Origin of the sequence: Acinetobacter uliginosus (assembly GCF_044130295.1) — a bacterium.
Lineage (GTDB): Bacteria > Pseudomonadota > Gammaproteobacteria > Pseudomonadales > Moraxellaceae > Acinetobacter.
In genome coordinates this window covers 1-18,228 of record NZ_JBIQOC010000015.1, presented here as the reverse complement: position 1 = coordinate 18,228, position 18,228 = coordinate 1, and the positions used below count along the sequence as shown (strand labels likewise).

Genomic DNA, 18,228 nt, shown 5'->3' with positions numbered 1-18,228 from the left:
GAAATACTCCTTATGCAAACCAAAAGAAATATCTACAAAGATGCTGAACATCCTTTCGCACAATATGTCCGTATTATAGGCAAAGGAAAAAACGGTGCCCGTTCGCTGACTTTTGACGAAGCCTATCAGGCATTCACCATGATCCTAAAAAATGAGGTTTTGGATGTTCAACTGGGGGCTTTCCTCATGCTACTGCGTGTTAAAGAAGAGTCTGTCGATGAACTGGCCGGTTTTGTACAAGCCACCCGTGATCAGCTCAGTTTCAAAGCTTTAGATGTGGATTTGGACTGGTCATCTTATGCTGGCAAACGCAAACATTATCCCTGGTTCTTATTGGCAGCGCTGACCCTGGCACAACACGACTATAAAGTCGTGATGCATGGCGCCTCTGGACATACCATTAACCGCCTTTATACCGAACAGGTTCTGGAATATCTTGGTTATCCAATTTGCCAGAATGACAGCGATGTGGAACAGCAGTTACAACAACGCAATTTTGCTTATATGCCCTTAGCAGCGATCTCACCTATTTTGAGTGATCTGATTTCTTTACGTAATGTGATGGGCTTGCGCTCACCTATTCATACTTTAGCGCGTTTAATCAATCCGTTTAATGCCAAAGCTACAGTGCAGGCTATTTTCCATCCGGCTTACCGTGCTTCACACCAGCAAGCGGCATTTAAACTGGGCTATCAAAATAGTGCGGTGATTAAGGGTGAAGGTGGTGAATTTGAACGGAATCCAGATGCCAAAACATTAATCTGCGGGATTAAAAATGGCGAGCTGTACGAACATGAATTACCGAAATTGACTGAAAACCGTAGTCCTGTTGAAGAAGAACTGGATTTAGCAGTTTTTAAAGCAGTTTGGGAAGGCAAGCAGCATCATGAATATGGCGAAATTGCTGTCACTGAAACCATGGGAATTGCTTTATACACCATGGGTGCTTGCGCTTCTTATAATGAGGCAATGTTAAAAGCCAAAGAGCTATGGCTAAATCGCAAGTCTAAAATCTAATTTGATGCAGAATAGATGATACGTGACAAAGCCATTCGCAATTGTTCGAGGCAAGACTTCATTTGATAAAAATGGTTCTGCGAAACATTCATCAAATGATAGTATGGAATGAGTTTTGCGATGAGAACACTTGAAACATATTTCTAGTGTTCGCAAGGTGATTTTGGCCTTACGAAGTAATACTTCTCAGGGCTTATCCAAAGTAACAGGATGAGCTGCTATAAATTGAGGTTTATCGGTAAGACACCGTCGTACCATTCAAAAAATTAAAATATAAAAAAGACACCGAAGTGTCTTTTTTATTATAAAGAAATACTTAAACAAAACGAATCGGCTTGAATTCTTCGTCTTGCTGCGGGTCATGAGAATCGCAGTGTTCATCTTCTTCTTTGGTACCGCGGTCAATATAGCCACTGCGTTCAGTCTCAGGCAAATTTTTTATTTCCCACGCATAAACCGCTTGCATACAGATTTGACGTTGCTCTTGCGTAAGTGCTACGCCATTCGGCCATTTACCAATTTCCACTGCTGTCTTTAAACGCGCAACAATTTCAGGATCGAGTACGGCCAGCATTTGTTCAATATTCATCATTTAATCCTGCTGTTGAAAAGAGTCAAAATCTTGGTTCCAGCCCAGCTTGGTACGGCAAGCAATATAGAAATCATAGCCGGGTGGATGAAGGAGATTCAATTTAAATGGATGTTTGCGGATATGCAAACTATCCCCAACACTGAGTGAAACACTGTGTTGACCATCGGCACTGACCATCGGTAAAACACGGTTTTCACGAATAATAATCTTAATTTCACTATGTCCACCGACCACAATCGGGCGTGAAGACAAGGTATGCGGGTGCATCGGCACCAAAGAGATGGCATCCATACTCGGATGGACAATCGGTCCACCACCAGAAAGCGCATAAGCGGTAGAGCCGGTAGGCGTCGAAACAATCAAACCGTCACTATGCTGACGATAGACATATTGACCGTCAATATTCAGTTCAAAGTCAATCATATGAACCGACTTGCCGGAATGTAAAACCACATCATTCAAGGCAATCGCATCATAAATGCTTTCACCTTTGGAGCGGATTTCCATTTCCAGCAAGAAACGGCGGTCGAGCTGAAATTCGCCTTTGAGCACCTGATCCAGCTTAAAAATAACCTCAGTCGGCTTGATATCGGTTAAAAAGCCCAAACGCCCACGGTTGACCCCAATGACAGGGGTATTGTGTCTGACCAGGGCACGTGCGGCATGCAGTAAAGAACCGTCACCACCGACCACAATGACCAGATCCACCACTTCACCCAGTAAACTGCGGCTTACCGTTTGCGTATTGCTATAAGGGACAAGGGCTGCTGTTTCCGAATCAAAAACAGGATGTAAACCCAAACTTAAAAGATGGTCATGAATAAGACTTAAAGTTTCCACGACGGAGGATTTATCTGGACGTCCTATTAATCCAATGTTACGAAAAGTTTTATGTGAAATTTGCACCTAGGTCATCGCTCCGCTACGATTCCTGACTATCATAGCATTAACCCTGTTCATTTTAAAAAGCTTTAAGTTCAGATTGCATTGACCATCCAGTGATTTCAAAAACTAAACCTGAGTTTAGCCAGTTATTCAGATCTGTTCACCTTGCATGAACTTAAAGCCATAATCAACCTGATTTTTTATGCTAAAAGCTACCCGGTTTACAAAATTACTTTAAGTAGAATAACTCAGAGGTATAGTGCTGTTCACTTGCTTTAATATGAACATATTTATTTGCAAATACGGTTTGAATACTAAAAATAATATCTTTTATAAAATCAAAGACTCATTACAAATATTTTGTGCGGTTTATTGTTATATTTTCTCTTCATTCACAGATTAATTATTGCAAAAAAATAAAAAGCTTCGCATGATTAGCACAATTTATTTGGATCTTATAATCATTGATGAAGTCTGAACGCGGTATCGGTTTAGTGGCCCTTATTTTCTCAATATTAGTCATTGGCATCTTCTTAGTTTTTAGTATCTATTTAATCCGAATGGATAATATTGTACGCAATAAATTTGAAGGTCAACGCTGGGACATTCCGGCAAAAGTTTTTGCCCGTCCTTTGGAGATTTATAACAATGCGCCGGTCAACCAGACAGACTTCTCTCAGGAACTCAAACTGCTGGGCTATAAAAGTTCTGATAGCTATGCCCAATCCGGCAATTATGTAAGCTCCGGTGATGCAATCTATGTGCATACCCGCGGCTTCGACTTTGGTGACAGCGTTGAACCTGAGCAGGTGTTAAAAGTTACCTTTAATGATAATCAGATTGGTGAAGTCAGTGCAACCAAACCTTCTTCTACCGGCATTGCACGTTTAGAACCCTTACTGATTGGCGGAATTTATCCGCAACATAATGAAGACCGTGTGCTGATTAAGCTTAATAATGTGCCTAAACCGCTCATTGAAGCCCTGATCTCAACAGAAGACCGTAATTTTTATCATCATCATGGCATATCGGTTCGTGGTACAGCGCGTGCTGTAGTCAGCAATCTCACTGGTGGCAAACGTCAGGGCGGTTCTACCCTGACCCAGCAGCTGGTGAAGAATTTCTATTTAAGTCCAGAAAGAACCTTAAAACGTAAAGTCAATGAAGCCCTGATGGCCATGCTGATTGAGCTTCATTATGACAAAGATGAAATTCTGGAAGCATATTTAAATGAAGTGAATCTGGGGCAAAATGGCAATTATTCAATTAATGGCTATGGTCTGGCTTCACAGTTTTATTTTGGCTTACCGCTACGTGAACTGAATATTGCCCAGCAGGCTTATTTAGTCGGTCTGGTACAAGGACCGTCCCTGTTTAATCCATGGAAAAATCCGGAAGGTGCAAAAAAACGTCGCGATATCGTGTTACACAACATGCTGGTGATGGGGTATCTGACCCAAGAACAGTATGAACGAGAAGTTGCACGACCATTAAATGTCATTGCAAAACCCACCTTGGGGCCTGCTCGCTTCCCGGATTTCATGGATATTGTACGTCGACAGCTACGCACCGAATATCAGGAAGGCGACCTGACCAATCAAGGGTTAAAAATCTTTACCACGCTGGACCCGATTGCCCAAACCAAGGTACAGGAAGCATTTAAAGCATCTGTTTCCAATTTGGCCAATGCCAACCCGCAACGTTTAAAAGATTTGCAAGGTGCTGTTTTAATTTCTCATCCTGAAAATGGCGAACTGGTTGCCGCTTTAGGTTCGACTCAGGACTTTACTGGCTTTAACCGTGCGCTGGATGCAAAACGTCAGGTCGGTTCCTTGCTTAAACCGGTCATTTACTTAAGCGCAATCGAGTCAGGACGCTATAATTGGGCCAGTCCCATTGAAGATAGTGCCATCAGCATCTTAAGTGAAGGTAAAAACTGGACACCTAGGAATTACAGTGGTGGTGCACACGGTGTTATTCCAATGTCGGAAGCCCTGGCAAACTCCTATAACCTCGCGGCAGTACGTTTGGGTCAGGAATTTGGTATTTCCACCTTTAGCAATCATCTGAAAAAATTTGGCGTGACTGCCAATATTCCAAACTATCCGTCGATCTTCCTGGGTGCAATTGATATGTCACCGATGGAAGTGATGAGTATTTACGGCAATTTTGCAACCGGCGGTTTCAAATATCCTATCAAGTCCATTCGCTCAGTGGTCGATTCCAATGGACGCCTGCTCGATCGTTATGGTCTGACGCCACAACAAACCATCGACGCTTCTGCAGCTTATATTTTGAATTATGGTTTACAGCAAGTCATGAACTCTGGTACGGGACGTGCAGCTTATAGTGCTTTCCCTGCTGACTTGAAACTGGCAGGCAAATCGGGCACCACCAATGATACCCGCGACTCATGGTTTGCAGGCTATTCAGGCAATTATCTCAGCGTAGTCTGGCTGGGTCTGGATAATAACAAGGTGACTGGTCTAACCGGTTCTTCAGGTGCACTTCCGATCTGGATTAATGTCATGAAACAGTTGCGTCAAAAACCGGTTAACTTGCGTCAAACTGACAGTGTACAATGGCAATGGATTGATCGTTCGACGGGTCATCTATCCGCACAAGGCTGTGAAGGTGCGATGTACATTCCCTTACTACGCAGTAACATGCCACGTCAGGCCACCGGTTGTGGTATACCGCATTATCAGGTAGAACCTGCTGACACACCTAATACTGAAAACAATCAGACACCCGTAGATCAAAACGATAGTATTGGTAACTATATCCGTGAAAGTGAGACTGAAACCCAGAACGATGGTTCTACCAATCAGATCATTTCAAGCGGTAGTTATAACAATTAAGGGTAATAATTGAGCATGAACAGGCAATCTAAACGGCATAAACACGGGCTGATTATTCTGAGCTTGATCGCTTTGGCGGGCTGTCAAAGCCTGCCTGCTCCCAAGAGCAAACAGCCACCAAAACCTACCCAGACAGAAAAGCGGGACATTAAAACCCCTGCAGGCGTGGTCATTACCCCTTATGAACGTGAAGAAATTCAACGTAAAAAGATGCAGGTGATTGTTCCTGAGCAACAGAGCAAACAGCAGTTTGATGATGGCCGCCAGCTACCTGCATTTCAAAAGCTCATGCAAAAAACTCAACTCGCCTATAAGCAAGGGCAATGGAATGAAGCTGAAGCTGCGGCATTGCAAGCTCAACGCCTTGCGCCGCAATCCGCTGAAACCTTCTTGTATCTGGCCTTGATTGCCAATAAAAAGAATCGACCAGTAAATGCTCAAGCTTTGGCACAACGCGGGCTTAGTTATGCACAAACCAATGCCATGAAGAAACAGCTTTGGCAGGTCATTTTAAAAGCTGCACAACAGCAAAAAGATCAAAAAACCATTCAACAAGCGCAAAAAGCCCTGCAAAGCTTATAAACTTGAGGAGATATTGAACTGATCATCTCAATACATCCTCTGTCTTTGTTTTATAAAAATCTCATCCCGGCAATGCCATAACCACTCTGCTCTTTAGCAATGGCAAGATCACCCGCCTGCATGCCGCCCAAGGCAAAAACCGGTATATCGACCTGTGAAACCCAGCACTTGAACTGTTCCCATCCCAATGCTACAGCCTCTGGATGGGTGGCTGTAGGCAGAACCGGACTCAGCAAGATTGCATCACAACCGATGTTTTGCGCCTGTTGCATTGAAGCCAAATCATGACATGCCGCAATGTAACGTTTACCGATCTGCAAATCACCCGGCTTTAATGCCATCAGTTGTGGCTGTTTTAAATGAATGGCGGAAATGGCTTGCTGTTGAATCGGGTTTAATTGTTCAAAAATATCGACATTGACAATCAGCCGAGATAAATGCTTCACACTGCGCTTAGCCAGTTCCGTGAGCTGCTGCTGAGTTCCCTCGACACGCCAATATAACAACTGGTCCTGTTTTAACTGTGCAACCTCATCCAGCTGCGCTGAAATTTTAATCTGATGGGGCCAATACAGGCGCTGAATTATGGCTAAATTGGCTTTAGGGAAATTTAGATTCAACAATTCTTCACGGCTGTACCAGCTCCACGGCTGTTGAATTTCATTCAATAAAGCAGTCGGTACAACGGCATGAAATAAATGCAGCTTGACGATTACATCATCATATTCATGAACAATCACATCAAAGGCATGCCATTCATGCAGACCAATGCCCACTTCTTCATAAATTTCACGGCGGCATGCCGCCAAAGGCGTTTCACCCTCCTCCAATTTTCCTCCCGGAAATTCATGTTTATTGCACTGATGCTGTTTCGCTTCACGCCAGCCGACCAGCACATTGTTCTGATGAAGTAAAATTGCAATGGCAACATCAATGATGGGTTTAAACATTCCCTGTTCCTCGGCATGAAAATATTACAGAGTGTAAGCAAATTTAAGTTTTTTATAAAATCTTAAATAATTAATTGACAGAATTACTTGATAATGATTATCATTTAAATAATTTAATACATACCACGGAATCGACGGAATGAACGCACCATTTAGCCTATTTACCCGTAATAACGATACAGCTCACTCACTTCCCATGTTGCACTCGAACAACCTGTTTGCTCTTGGGCGAGAAATTCGGATTATGCATGCCGGAGAAGAATATCGTCTACGTTTAACCCGTAACAATCGTCTTATTCTGACCAAATAAAAATAATTCACTCAACAATAATAAACGTGGAAACAAGCAGTATGAGCGCAAACATACTGCTTTTTAACGCTGGATATGCAATGGAAATTGCAGTTCAACTTTTAATCCACCATATACCGACCGAGAAAAATGAATTTCACCGGCATGTAATTCAATAATCTTTTTACAAATCGACAACCCCAATCCTGAACCTTGCGTTTTAGTACCCAATGCCCGATAAAAGCGCTCACCCAGTCGTTGTAAAACCTCTTCTGTCACAGCTTGTCCATCATCTTCAATCACGATGCTGATGTATGATTGCTTGTGCTGCATCTCAATCCATACATGACCATTTTGCCCAGCATAACGGATGGCATTGTCCAGCAGATTGCGCAGGCAACTGAAAATGAGTTTGTCATTGCCAGTAATCACCAGATTTTCGGCGAATTGTGTCTGGATTTGAATATTTTTCTCGGCGGCAAAGGGCTGTAAGGCTTGCAAGACTTCATGGATCACCCTGTTCATATCCATTTCAGACTTGGGCAGTTGACCCGTATGAGCCGGGTCCAGTCGTGCCAGTAACAGCAAGTTTTCTAACACCTGTGTACCACGGTTGACATCATTTTGAATACTCGCCAAGTCTTGGTCGAGTTCCGGATATTTACGTTTCAGTACCTGCAAACGCATTTGAATAGCAGATAAGGGCGAACGTAATTCATGCGAAGCATCCGCAGTAAAACGCTGTTCTGCCACCAGAGATTGTTCAAGCCGCTTTAATAACTGGTTCAGCTGCCATACCATCGGCTGTAATTCTTTTAATTCAGGTACTTGCTGCTGAATCGGTGCGAGATCATCGGCACTTTTAGCTGAAATTTCTCTGGACAGTTGATGAATGACTTTAAATTGGCGTTTCACAGCAAAATGTAAAATCAGCCACTGAATGAACCAGAGCACAATTAAAATCAGGCCATAGCCCATGACATTTTGAGCCAAAGCTTTAAAGCGCTCTCCCATCGGCTGCAATAGCAATACTGAAGTATTCAGTTCAGGATTTTGCGAGGTGTAGATACGCCACAACTGCTGATCGTGCCAAATCAGATCATAACCTTCATCGACATTATTTTTGAACGTTGAAGACAGATGGTCCAAATGGAAATTTTCTGATTCGCTCAGTACCTGTTGCTGATCTTTTAACTGGTATTGAATATCAAATTCATCACTGAGTTCATCGACCTGTTGTCCTGAACTCGTACTTACATCTGAAATCAACAGCATATCTGCAATTTCATCCATGATCTGGTCTTGTACCTGCATGGTCTGGTACAAGGAAATCCCCACAAAAAGCAGCAAGGCCAAAACCCCAGCCAATATGGAACTGAATAATGAGGTCTTGATTAACCTGGTTTGTAGAGAAATGGCTTTTAACATACTAACCCTGACTCATGCGATAGCCCAAACCACGGATGGTTTTAATATACTGGCTGCCAATCTTTTTACGCAATTGATAGATAAACACTTCTATGGCATTGCTTTCTATTTCATCACCCCAAGCATAAAGTGATTCTTCCAGCTGTTCACGGGTAATTACATGCTCCGGCTTTTGCATTAGTTTATGTAAAATCTGAAATTCTTTGGCGGTTAAATTGACGGCCTTTCCATCTTGAATAAGCGTTTTGGCCTGTGGATCGAGGACTAAATTTGCATAGCACAGATACTGTCCGGCACTGCTTTGATGCTGGCGTAATTGCGAACGTACACGCGCAGAAAGTTCTTCCAGGCTAAAAGGCTTGACCAGGTAATCATTGGCACCCAAATCCAGCCCTTCAACACGGTCATGAATACTATCCCGTGCAGTAATAAAAATCACAGGGGTTTGTTGCTGATGCGCACGTAGAGCTTTAAGAATGTCATCGCCACTGGCTTTGGGTAGCCCACGATCGAGCAGAATACAGTCATATTGATGCTGTTCAATGGCTAAAATGGCATGATCGCCACGTTCCACCCAGTCAATATTGTAGCCATCCATTTCCAACCATGTTTTGATGCTTTCTGCTTGGGAAGCATCATCCTCTGCCACTAAGATTCGCATATCTTGTTCTCATGTCTGGATATGTTTTTGTTTAAGATAACAGTTTTTTAAACCACATGATTGCAAAAAAACCACATGACATGCATGTGGTTTTGGGGAGAAATCAGGAAGAATCTCTTACATCTTGATCTATCATGGCATCACTTAAAAACGGATGGCATCCACATCAATTTCAATACGTTTAGCCGGTTTGTAATCGATGTCGACTTCACCGATGATGGTCACTGGCGTTTTGGCATTTACGGGTTTACCTTGCCATAACTCATCGTCAATCTCGACGGTCATGGTGCCGGTATTATCACGAAACTGGTATTTTTCATCCCCGACTGCTTTTACCACATAGCCTTTAAGCTGTACCTTGCTGTCATCTTTTAAAGTTAAAGCCTGTTTAACCGTAGTGGCTTTTTGTGGTGCAATTGCAGCTTGATTTACGGTAGTATTTGCCACGGCGAATGTTGTTGCACCGACCAAAGCGGTCATTAAAGCTGCTTTAGAAATCATGTTCATGCTCAAACCCTCATTAAGTTGTTGCTCATTTCGATAGCATGATTAAAACAAATCAAGATGAGGTGAATCTTAAGATAGCTTCATTTTCAAACAGTATTTCAATTCAGTGGAACAACGCGTAACACCTCTTCCAAAGTGGTCATTCCTGCCAGTACTTTACGCGCCCCCGCGATACGTAGCGGCTCAATCCCCTCTTTCTTAGCCTGATCACGGAGCTGGTTTAAAGTCGCATCTGCACCAATCAGCTGTTTGGTCGCAAGGCTTAAAGGCATAAACTCATAAATGCCGACACGTCCTTTATAGCCGGTATGGCGACATTCTTCACAACCCACCGCCTGAAATACGAAGTTTGGCATTTCCAGTACATAATCAAAGGTTAAATGCTTCCATTCCTGTTCATTAATAAAGGTTTCCTGTTTGCAATGCGGGCAAAGTTTACGTACCAGACGCTGTGCCAGTACACCTAAAATCGTGGCTGAAGTTAAAAAGGGCTGTACCCCTAAATCATGCAGTCGGGTCAGACTGGATGGTGCATCATTGGTATGCAAGGTGGATAACACCAGGTGACCGGTTAATGCGGCCTGAATCGCCATATTGGCGGTATCCTGATCACGAATCTCGCCGACCATAATGATATCCGGGTCTTGACGCATCAGCGCACGCACACCGTCGGCAAAACTTAAATCAATCCCCTGATTCACCTGCATCTGGTTAAAGCTCGGTTCCAGCATCTCGATCGGATCTTCAATGGTACAGACATTGACTTCTTCAGTTGCGAGCTGTTTGAGTGAAGAATACAGCGTGGTGGTTTTGCCTGAACCGGTCGGACCCGTGACTAAAATAATGCCATGACTGTGTGCAGTTAAAGCCTGCCAATCATTCAGTAACCCGCCTTCAAAACCGAGCTGCTGAAAACTGCGTACCAACACTTCCGGGTCAAAAATACGCATCACCATTTTTTCGCCAAAAGCGGTCGGCAAGGTGGATAGACGTAACTCAGTTTCCTGTCCTTTAGGCGTACGGGTTTTTAAACGGCCATCTTGCGGTTTGCGTTTTTCCGCCACATTCATGCGGCCTAAAATTTTAATGCGCGAAATCACGGCGGTCAGGGTATTGGCCGGCATTTTATAAATGGTATGTAATACCCCATCAATACGGAAACGCACCTTGCCGGTATCTTTACGGGGTTCCAGATGAATATCACTGGCACCCTGTTCAAAGGCAAACTGCAACACCCAATCCACCAGCTTGACAATATGTTGGTCATTGGCATCCGGGTTTTGCGTATCGCCCAGTTGCAATAGTGCTTCTACGCCTTTGTTATCACGGTCATAAGCACTGTTTTTTTGCGATGAATTAACCGCCCGGCTCACCTGATAATATTCCACCAGATAGCGCTGCAACTGATCCGGACTGAGCAGTACACGCTGAATTTTTTTCGGGGCAATACTATGTTCAAGATTGGCCACCCACTCCGTTTTAAACGGTTGATCGGTGGCAATCAGGACTTTATCCGGCTGAATTTCAACGGCCAGAATTTTATTACGCACAGCAAATTCTTGCGACATGATATTGGTCAAAGCACCAACATCGGCCTTCAAGGGATCAATAATATAAAAAGGAATATTGGCTTTGTCTGCAATCCACTGGCACAAGCGGTTTAAGGTTAAGGTCGATTGTGGATGCGCCTGATCGACCAGATTAAAATGTGCGATCCACTGCAAGGGATGCCATTTCAGTTGCTCACGTTGACGGTGTGTAGTTTGGATCAGTAGCTTGTTACGTTCGGTAATACGTCCATCTTTTTGTAGTTGTTCCAGACACCAAGATGTATCCATTTCAAAATTAAACTTCATTATTATATGCCCCAAAACATTCACACACTATAACAAACTAAAGATCATCTCGCTTCAGTCCGTTGTTAGAAAAAGATATCCCCATATCTTTTTCTAAACTGATTTATATAACCATTTACTGCAAAATAAACTATAGCTGTTTTTCATCAGCATTATGCTTTTACTTTCGGACATTTATAGCCAATAATGCCGAATATGCTGTTTAATTCAGCAGCTGAATATGCATAACCCGATAACTGGATTTTCACTGTGAATAATATGCTGAATCTGCCCCTTCAAAGTACATCATTTCAAGCCTTGCTGATGATTATGGCAGCAGCATTGGGCTGTGGCTTGCTGATTGGTCTGGAACGTGAACGTAGCAAGCAACGTGAAAATCAGCATAGCTTTGCCGGGGTTCGCTCATTCGCAATCTGCGCTCTACTGGGAGCCTTGTGTTTTGCTTTTGGCGATATCTTTGGCGTGATTGGTGCACTGATTGTTGGCGGTATCGGTATTTTCTCCCTTAAAAACCAGCTGCAAGATCCCGGGGTTACCACCGAACTGGCTTTTGTCATGACTTATTTCATTGGTGCGCTGTGTGTGTGGAATATTACGCTGGCTGCCAGTCTCTCTGTGATACTGACCTTCATTTTAATGATGAAACAGTCCATGCACGGGATTGCTGGAAAATGGATTACCGGGGCAGAACTTAAAGATGGTGTATTTTTACTGGCCCTAATTTTAATCGCTTTACCGCTGACCCCTGATACGCCTTTATGGGGCAACGTGCTTAATCCGCATATTATTTTAAAACTGCTCACCCTGATTCTTGTCGTACAAGCATTGGCACATATTGCCAAACGTTTACTTTCAAGTAAGAAAGCTCTCATACTTTCTGCAATTGCTTCCGGATTTGTTTCCAGTACAGCAATGATTGCACATTTAGGTATACAAGTACGCAATGAAGAAGCCGATGCCCGATCCAATGCCGGTGCAGCACTGATGTCATGTATATCCACTTTGGTACTTTTATTGATTGTGGTAGGAGGAGTCTCCTTAATCTGGCTAAAGCTGCTGATATTTCCCTCGCTCATTGCCATCAGCATTTTAGCACTGTGCGCTTACTGGCTTTTACGTAAAGCAGGGCCTGTCGAAGAAACAGAACCTGTAGATAGTGCCATGTTCAGTCTAAAAGAAGCAGCCATTATTGCAGGGACATTAACGGTCATTCAGGCCGGTGTACATGGCCTAGAACTCTTACTGGGTGATTCCGGATTAATTGCAGGTACACTGCTGGCTTCACTGTTTGAAATTCATGCCGCTGCAGCCGCTGTAGTGATTCAGGGTGAACCGACAAATGCCAGCTTGCTCTATGCAATGATGTTAGGTCTGGGTGCTCATGCCGTTTCTAAATGCATTAATGCAGCCATAAGCGGAGGATTAAAATTTGCACTTTATTTTGCACCTATACAAATTCTGCATATGGCTGTTTTGATCGGTGTACTTTGGTGGCTGGTACAACATTAAGCTGAAAGTTCAACAATTTCTATGACTGTAATGCCATCCAAGTCCACCCTGAAACTGATATCAAAATCAGCAAACTTCATTTTATAAATCCGCTCCGCATCATTTTGATAAGCCGGCCTTGGATCGAGCGATAAAACCTGTTCCAGTTCATTCACAATTTGACTATTTAACCTGTGGCCTTTCATTAAATCTTGCTTTTGCTGTTCGGCATTTTCTGTCCAGATCACAGAATGTCGTTCAGGTTCATCCTGTGCATAACCACTTTGCGCCGTAACCACAGCATCTGAATATTGGATATAAGGTTTAATATCGACAATCGGTGTGCCATCCAGAAGATCGCTCCCTGTCACATACACATGTACAGACTTGCCAACTTTTTTCACTGTTTTCAGCTGGACAACGGATAGACCTATCGGTGATGGACGGTACATACTGCGTGTTGCAAATACCCCGATTTTTGTATTCCCCCCCAGACGCGGCGGACGAACTTGTGGTCTAAACTTTTGACTTTCCTGCTTATTTTTATTTTCATGAAACTGCCACAACAGCCAGAGATGACTAAATTCCTCGATTCCTTCAAAAGCCAGTAAATCATTATAAGGTTCAACCATCTCAATATAGGATTCAACCTGTACCAGATTGGGTTGGCGTGGAATGCCAAATTTTTCTTTATAGGGCGATCTCATATACCCAATTATTGGCATTTTAAGCTCAGTCATAATCACTTTTTCTGATAAGTTCAATTAAATATATTCAGTTTATCGAGAATGTTTTTAGATTAGAATAGTAAGCTGTTCTAATTTGATAACTTATTGAGACCTTTAATGGCTGCTTTCAACGTCGAAAAGATTACTCACGTCCACCACTGGAATGACACTTTATTCTCTTTTAAAACAACTCGTGATACTGCATTACGTTTTAAAAACGGACAATTTGTGATGATCGGTCTTGAAGTGAATGGTAAGCCTTTAATGCGCGCTTATTCAATTGCAAGTGCTAACTACGAAGAAGAACTCGAGTTTTTCTCTATTAAAGTTCCAGATGGTCCTTTAACTTCTATTCTGCAAAAAGTAAAAGTGGGTGACGAAATTCTGGTTTCTAAAAAACCTACAGGTACTTTGGTTCTGGACGATTTGAACCCGGGTAAAAACTTGTACCTTCTTTCTTCTGGTACTGGTCTTGCTCCATTCCTGTCTGTGATTCGTGACCCTGAAACTTACGAACGTTTCGAAAAAATCATCGTGGTTCACGGTACACGTTTTATCTCAGAATTGGCTTACCAAGATTTGATTCTCAACGAAATTCCAAACCATGAATTCTTTGGTGAGTTAGGTGCTAAAGAAAAATTAGTGTATTACCCAACTGTAACTCGTGAAGAGTTCCATACTCAAGGTCGTGTAACCACTGCCATTGAATCTGGTCAATTGTTCGAAAAAATCGGTCTGCCACGTTTCAACCCGGAAACTGACCGTGCCATGCTTTGCGGTAGCCCGGCATTCCTGGACGACGTAGCGGCTCTTCTTGACCAGCATGGTCTAAAAGAATCTCCACGTATGGGCGTTTTAGGCGACTACGTAATTGAACGTGCATTCGTTGAAAAATAAGATTCCTTGAATCTAAAAAACCGAGCTGAGTAGCTCGGTTTTTTAGATTTTTTCCTTTAATTACTCAGATGCATGTACAAAAGGCTTATTCTCTTTGCGCTCTTGTAAAGATTTTTGAATGACTTGATATCCTGCTGTTAAACCTAAACTTGCCATAATTAAAGCGACGACAATATCAGGCCACATGCTCCCTGTACCAAACACACCGACGGCAGCCAAAATCACCGCGACATTACCAATGGCATCATTACGGCTACACAGCCAGACCGACTGCATATTTGAATCACCATCACGAAAGGCATATAAAATCACTGCCGCAGTGACATTGGCAATTAAAGCAAGCAGACCAATTGCCCCCATAGTCATGGCTTCAGGCGGAATACCTTGTAGATAGGCATAAATAGCTTTACCCATAACCACGAAACCAAACAGCGCCATGGTCGCGCCTTTTAACAACGCCACCGTAGCACGCCAGTATAGGCTTGCACCCAATACGGCAAGTGATACCCCATAGTTCACCGCATCCCCAAAGAAATCGAGTGCATCTGCCCACAATGCCGATGAATGGGCATATGCTCCTCCAATCAATTCTACGATAAACATCACAATATTAATAATGAGCGCAATCCACAAAGCAGTCCGAAATTTACTATGTGGCTTTTGCGGTGCAGGTTCATGACTGCAAGTACATGCCATTTTTCACCACCTCTATGACTTTATTTAAAACCTTGTTTGTATTATTGTTATTCAAAACTATGGAGTAACTCCAAGGTCAAGCATGAATACACCTAAATATTATTTAATTAAAGAATTAGCCAATAAAACCCAGCTCAGCACTGACACGATCCGTTTTTATGAGAAGAAAAATCTGCTCCAACCCAGCTTTCGTGGCGACAATAATTATCGCTATTATGATGAAAATACATTCAAACGACTGATGTTTATTAAACGCTGTCGCACGCTCGATATTTCACTCAGCGAGATTGAAGCCTTGCTTGAACTAGAACAGCAGCCCTCGCAAAGCTGCCATGCAGTGAATCAGCTAATTGAACAACATATTGAACAAGTTACTGATAAAATTATAGAATTACAAAAATTTCAACAACAGCTCATCCAGCTACGCGCCTCTTGCAGTAGCACCAAAACCATTGACAGTTGCCAGATTTTAAAACAACTCGAAGCCGAAAATAAGGAAATATCCAACTAATTTACTGGGTTGAATCTAATTTTTAAATCCATACAATTAAGCCATATTTTTAATATGCCTTTAATTTTGTCATGAGCATTACTCACGTTACAGAACTTCTTTCACCTGCCGGCTCACTAAAAAACATGCGCTATGCTTTTGCCTATGGTGCCGATGCGGTATATGCAGGTCAGCCACGTTATAGTTTACGTGTGCGTAACAATGCTTTTGATCATGACAATCTGGCCATTGGCATTGCCGAGGCACACGCTTTAGGTAAAAAGTTTTATGTGGTGGTGAACATTCAACCGCATAACTCCAAGTTAAAAAACTTCATTCGTGACCTGGAACCAGTGGTTGCCATGAATCCGGATGCACTGATTATGTCTGACCCGGGTCTGATTATGATGGTGCGTGAACATTTTCCCGACATGCCTGTACATCTGTCTGTACAAGCCAATGCCGTGAACTGGGCAACAGTCAAATTCTGGAAAAACATGGGTCTGACTCGTGTCATTCTGTCACGTGAACTTTCTATCGAAGAAATTGAAGAAATTAAAAATAATGTCCCAGACATGGAAATTGAAGTTTTCGTGCATGGTGCATTATGTATGGCTTATTCCGGTCGTTGCTTACTTTCTGGCTATATGAATAAACGTGATGCTAATCAAGGCGCCTGCACCAATGCCTGTCGCTGGGACTATAAAATTCACGAAGCAGCTGAAGATGAAACTGGAGATGTGATTCCAGTTCAACAAATTGAAGAATCATCATCATGCTGCAAAAACAAAGATGCCGATGAGCAACACGCCCTAGAACAACACCAATTTGGCGAGCCGGTTTTATTACAACGCAATGAAGAAGACATGTTTGCAGCTGAAGAAGACGAACATGGCACCTACTTCATGAACTCTAAAGATTTGCGTGCGGTACAGCATGTCGACCGTTTAACCAAAATGGGCATTCATTCCTTAAAAATTGAAGGTCGTACCAAATCATATTTCTACTGCGCGCGTACTGCACAGATCTACCGTAAAGCGATTGATGATGCTATAGAAGGCAAACCTTTTGATCCGGCCCTGATGACTCAGCTGGAAGGCCTGGCGAATCGTGGTTATACCGAAGGTTTCCTGCGCCGTCATGTGCATAGTGAATATCAAAATTATGAAACCGGTTCATCGCGTTTTGACCATCAGCAATTTGTCGGTGAAGTATTAGAACGTAACGGTGACTATATCAAGATTGAGGTAAAAAACCGCTTTGTGGTGGGTGACTCGCTTGAGCTAATGACCACTTCAGGCAATATCACGTTTACTTTAACAGAAATGAAAGATAAAAAAGGTAATCTGATTGAGGATGCCAAGGGCTCAGGTCATATCGTGGATATTCCTGTCCCTGCTGATGTAGACATGAACTTTGCCCTGCTGATTCGCAACTTGCCAAATTCAACGGCAGATATTTCAGCATCATCTTTGGCTTATCAAGCCATCTAGTTTGAGAGATCAGGATGGCTTTACTGATTACCGATAAATGCATCAACTGCGATATGTGTCTGCCTGAATGTCCGAATGAGGCCATTTATGAAGGCGACAAGGTGTATGAAATTGACGTGAAACGCTGTACAGAATGTGTCGGCTTTTATGAGCACCAAACCTGTGTAGCCGTGTGTCCAATTGAGTGCATTATTCCTCATCCTGAACATATGGAGACGCAAGAACAGTTGATGCAGAAGTTTAAGGACTTGAATTTATTCAAATCTTAAAAAAATCTTTGGAGATGGCATTAAAATTGCTTAATTAAATACAACAAGTTTGGGGAAAGAACAATAAAAAAGGCAAAACAAAAAATGCAGAAGAACAGAATAACCATGGAAATGGTCATAATAAAAAAAGGAACCCAGAGTTAGCATGCTGAGTTCCTATAAACAGGGTAAAACAAAAACTTGGGGAACTAAAGCCAAAGTGTCTATGTTTACATAGCCACTTTGGCTTTTTTAGTTACTGTCCCGAACGGATAATGTAATCAAAGGCAGATAGAGATGCTTTCGCACCTTCACCGGTGGCAATAATAATCTGCTTGTACGGCACTGTGGTACAGTCACCAGCAGCAAACACACCCTTCACGTTGGTTTCATTGCGCTCGTTAATCACGATCTCGCCACGATTGGTCAGTTCAACAGCGGTTTCTTTCAGGAAATCCGTGTTTGGCAACAAACCGATCTGTACAAAAATTCCCGCCAGTTCAATCGTATGTTCCTCATCCGTTGCACGGTCCTTGTATTTCAGTGCAGTGACCTGTGAA

At 42.7% G+C, this 18,228-nt stretch carries 19 protein-coding genes; 9 read left to right on the top strand and 10 right to left on the bottom strand.

Going from position 1 to position 18,228, the window contains the following annotated elements; all coding sequences use genetic code 11:
* The first annotated feature begins 12 nt into the window (after nt 1-12).
* Entirely contained in the window at nt 13-1,017 is a 1,005-nt protein-coding gene (locus tag ACE01T_RS04830; RefSeq protein ID WP_395518836.1) for a glycosyl transferase family protein, read from the top strand.
* 316 nt (nt 1,018-1,333) lie between these two features.
* Here the strand turns inward: ACE01T_RS04830 and ACE01T_RS04825 are convergent, their stop codons facing one another.
* Nucleotides 1,334-1,606 (bottom strand): YeaC family protein, encoded by a 273-nt coding sequence (locus tag ACE01T_RS04825; RefSeq protein ID WP_086195677.1) that lies wholly within the window; start codon nt 1,604-1,606, stop codon nt 1,334-1,336.
* Nucleotides 1,607-1,609: 3 nt separating this feature from the next.
* Nucleotides 1,610-2,515, bottom strand: coding sequence for an NAD(+) kinase (locus ACE01T_RS04820; RefSeq protein ID WP_395518835.1), 906 nt, complete (start codon nt 2,513-2,515; stop codon nt 1,610-1,612).
* Between the two features lie 446 nt (nt 2,516-2,961).
* Here ACE01T_RS04820 and mrcB point away from each other — a divergent pair, with 446 nt between their 5' ends.
* Both mrcB and ACE01T_RS04810 read left to right on the top strand, forming a co-directional pair.
* Complete coding sequence (gene mrcB, locus ACE01T_RS04815; RefSeq protein WP_180043913.1) at nt 2,962-5,355, top strand: penicillin-binding protein 1B; 2,394 nt, start codon at nt 2,962-2,964, stop codon at nt 5,353-5,355.
* A gap of 15 nt (nt 5,356-5,370) precedes the next feature.
* Complete coding sequence (locus ACE01T_RS04810) at nt 5,371-5,937, top strand: tetratricopeptide repeat protein (RefSeq protein WP_180174467.1); 567 nt, start codon at nt 5,371-5,373, stop codon at nt 5,935-5,937.
* Between the two features lie 50 nt (nt 5,938-5,987).
* Here ACE01T_RS04810 and ACE01T_RS04805 read toward each other — a convergent pair whose 3' ends face one another.
* Complete coding sequence (locus ACE01T_RS04805) at nt 5,988-6,887, bottom strand: NUDIX domain-containing protein (protein WP_395518834.1); 900 nt, start codon at nt 6,885-6,887, stop codon at nt 5,988-5,990.
* A 139-nt stretch (nt 6,888-7,026) separates the two neighbouring features.
* Between ACE01T_RS04805 and hemP the strand changes: the two genes are divergently transcribed.
* Nucleotides 7,027-7,197: a hemin uptake protein HemP gene (gene hemP, locus ACE01T_RS04800; protein WP_180043905.1), complete on the top strand. Its 171-nt coding sequence runs from the start codon at nt 7,027-7,029 to the stop codon at nt 7,195-7,197.
* Between the two features lie 63 nt (nt 7,198-7,260).
* Here the strand turns inward: hemP and ACE01T_RS04795 are convergent, their stop codons facing one another.
* From ACE01T_RS04795 to tfpB, 4 genes are all read right to left on the bottom strand, one after another.
* The gene (locus ACE01T_RS04795) at nt 7,261-8,604 is read right to left on the bottom strand and encodes a sensor histidine kinase (RefSeq protein ID WP_395518833.1); all 1,344 of its coding nucleotides are present in this window, start codon (nt 8,602-8,604) and stop codon (nt 7,261-7,263) included.
* Nucleotide 8,605: 1 nt separating this feature from the next.
* A complete protein-coding gene (locus ACE01T_RS04790; RefSeq protein ID WP_395518832.1) occupies nt 8,606-9,265 on the bottom strand; it encodes a response regulator transcription factor in 660 nt (219 codons plus the stop codon).
* Nucleotides 9,266-9,409: 144 nt separating this feature from the next.
* Nucleotides 9,410-9,772 carry a NirD/YgiW/YdeI family stress tolerance protein gene (locus ACE01T_RS04785; RefSeq protein ID WP_395518830.1) on the bottom strand — a complete coding sequence of 121 codons (363 nt, stop codon included), beginning with the start codon at nt 9,770-9,772 and terminating at the stop codon, nt 9,410-9,412.
* Between the two features lie 98 nt (nt 9,773-9,870).
* On the bottom strand, nt 9,871-11,628 hold the full coding sequence (tfpB, locus tag ACE01T_RS04780) for a type IV pilus assembly ATPase TfpB (RefSeq protein WP_180081356.1): 1,758 nt from the start codon (nt 11,626-11,628) through the stop codon (nt 9,871-9,873).
* 258 nt (nt 11,629-11,886) lie between these two features.
* Between tfpB and ACE01T_RS04775 the strand changes: the two genes are divergently transcribed.
* Complete coding sequence (locus tag ACE01T_RS04775) at nt 11,887-13,137, top strand: MgtC/SapB family protein (RefSeq protein ID WP_218944735.1); 1,251 nt, start codon at nt 11,887-11,889, stop codon at nt 13,135-13,137.
* Here ACE01T_RS04775 and tsaA read toward each other — a convergent pair.
* Entirely contained in the window at nt 13,134-13,856 is a 723-nt protein-coding gene (gene tsaA / locus ACE01T_RS04770) for a tRNA (N6-threonylcarbamoyladenosine(37)-N6)-methyltransferase TrmO (protein ID WP_395518829.1), read from the bottom strand. The two genes, ACE01T_RS04775 and tsaA, sit on opposite strands and share 4 nt — an antisense overlap.
* Before the next feature lie 105 nt (nt 13,857-13,961).
* On the opposite strand from tsaA, the gene ACE01T_RS04765 reads away from it, so the two are divergent.
* Nucleotides 13,962-14,741 carry a ferredoxin--NADP reductase gene (locus tag ACE01T_RS04765; protein ID WP_005236496.1) on the top strand — a complete coding sequence of 260 codons (780 nt, stop codon included), beginning with the start codon at nt 13,962-13,964 and terminating at the stop codon, nt 14,739-14,741.
* Nucleotides 14,742-14,801: 60 nt separating this feature from the next.
* Here ACE01T_RS04765 and ACE01T_RS04760 read toward each other — a convergent pair whose 3' ends face one another.
* Complete coding sequence (locus tag ACE01T_RS04760) at nt 14,802-15,437, bottom strand: cation efflux transmembrane domain-containing protein (RefSeq protein ID WP_180081352.1); 636 nt, start codon at nt 15,435-15,437, stop codon at nt 14,802-14,804.
* An 82-nt stretch (nt 15,438-15,519) separates the two neighbouring features.
* Between ACE01T_RS04760 and ACE01T_RS04755 the strand changes: the two genes are divergently transcribed.
* From ACE01T_RS04755 to ACE01T_RS04745, 3 genes are all read left to right on the top strand, one after another.
* Nucleotides 15,520-15,948, top strand: coding sequence for a Cd(II)/Pb(II)-responsive transcriptional regulator (locus tag ACE01T_RS04755; protein ID WP_180043891.1), 429 nt, complete (start codon nt 15,520-15,522; stop codon nt 15,946-15,948).
* Nucleotides 15,949-16,019: 71 nt separating this feature from the next.
* Nucleotides 16,020-17,420, top strand: coding sequence for a prephenate-dependent tRNA uridine(34) hydroxylase TrhP (gene trhP, locus ACE01T_RS04750; RefSeq protein ID WP_395518828.1), 1,401 nt, complete (start codon nt 16,020-16,022; stop codon nt 17,418-17,420).
* 14 nt (nt 17,421-17,434) lie between these two features.
* Nucleotides 17,435-17,689, top strand: a complete 255-nt coding sequence (locus ACE01T_RS04745) for a YfhL family 4Fe-4S dicluster ferredoxin (protein WP_086195634.1) — start codon at nt 17,435-17,437, stop codon at nt 17,687-17,689.
* Nucleotides 17,690-17,924: 235 nt separating this feature from the next.
* Here ACE01T_RS04745 and ACE01T_RS04740 read toward each other — a convergent pair.
* Nucleotides 17,925-18,228, bottom strand: a 304-nt coding sequence (locus ACE01T_RS04740; RefSeq protein WP_395518827.1) for an FAD-dependent oxidoreductase, incomplete at its 5' end; no start/stop codon positions are given.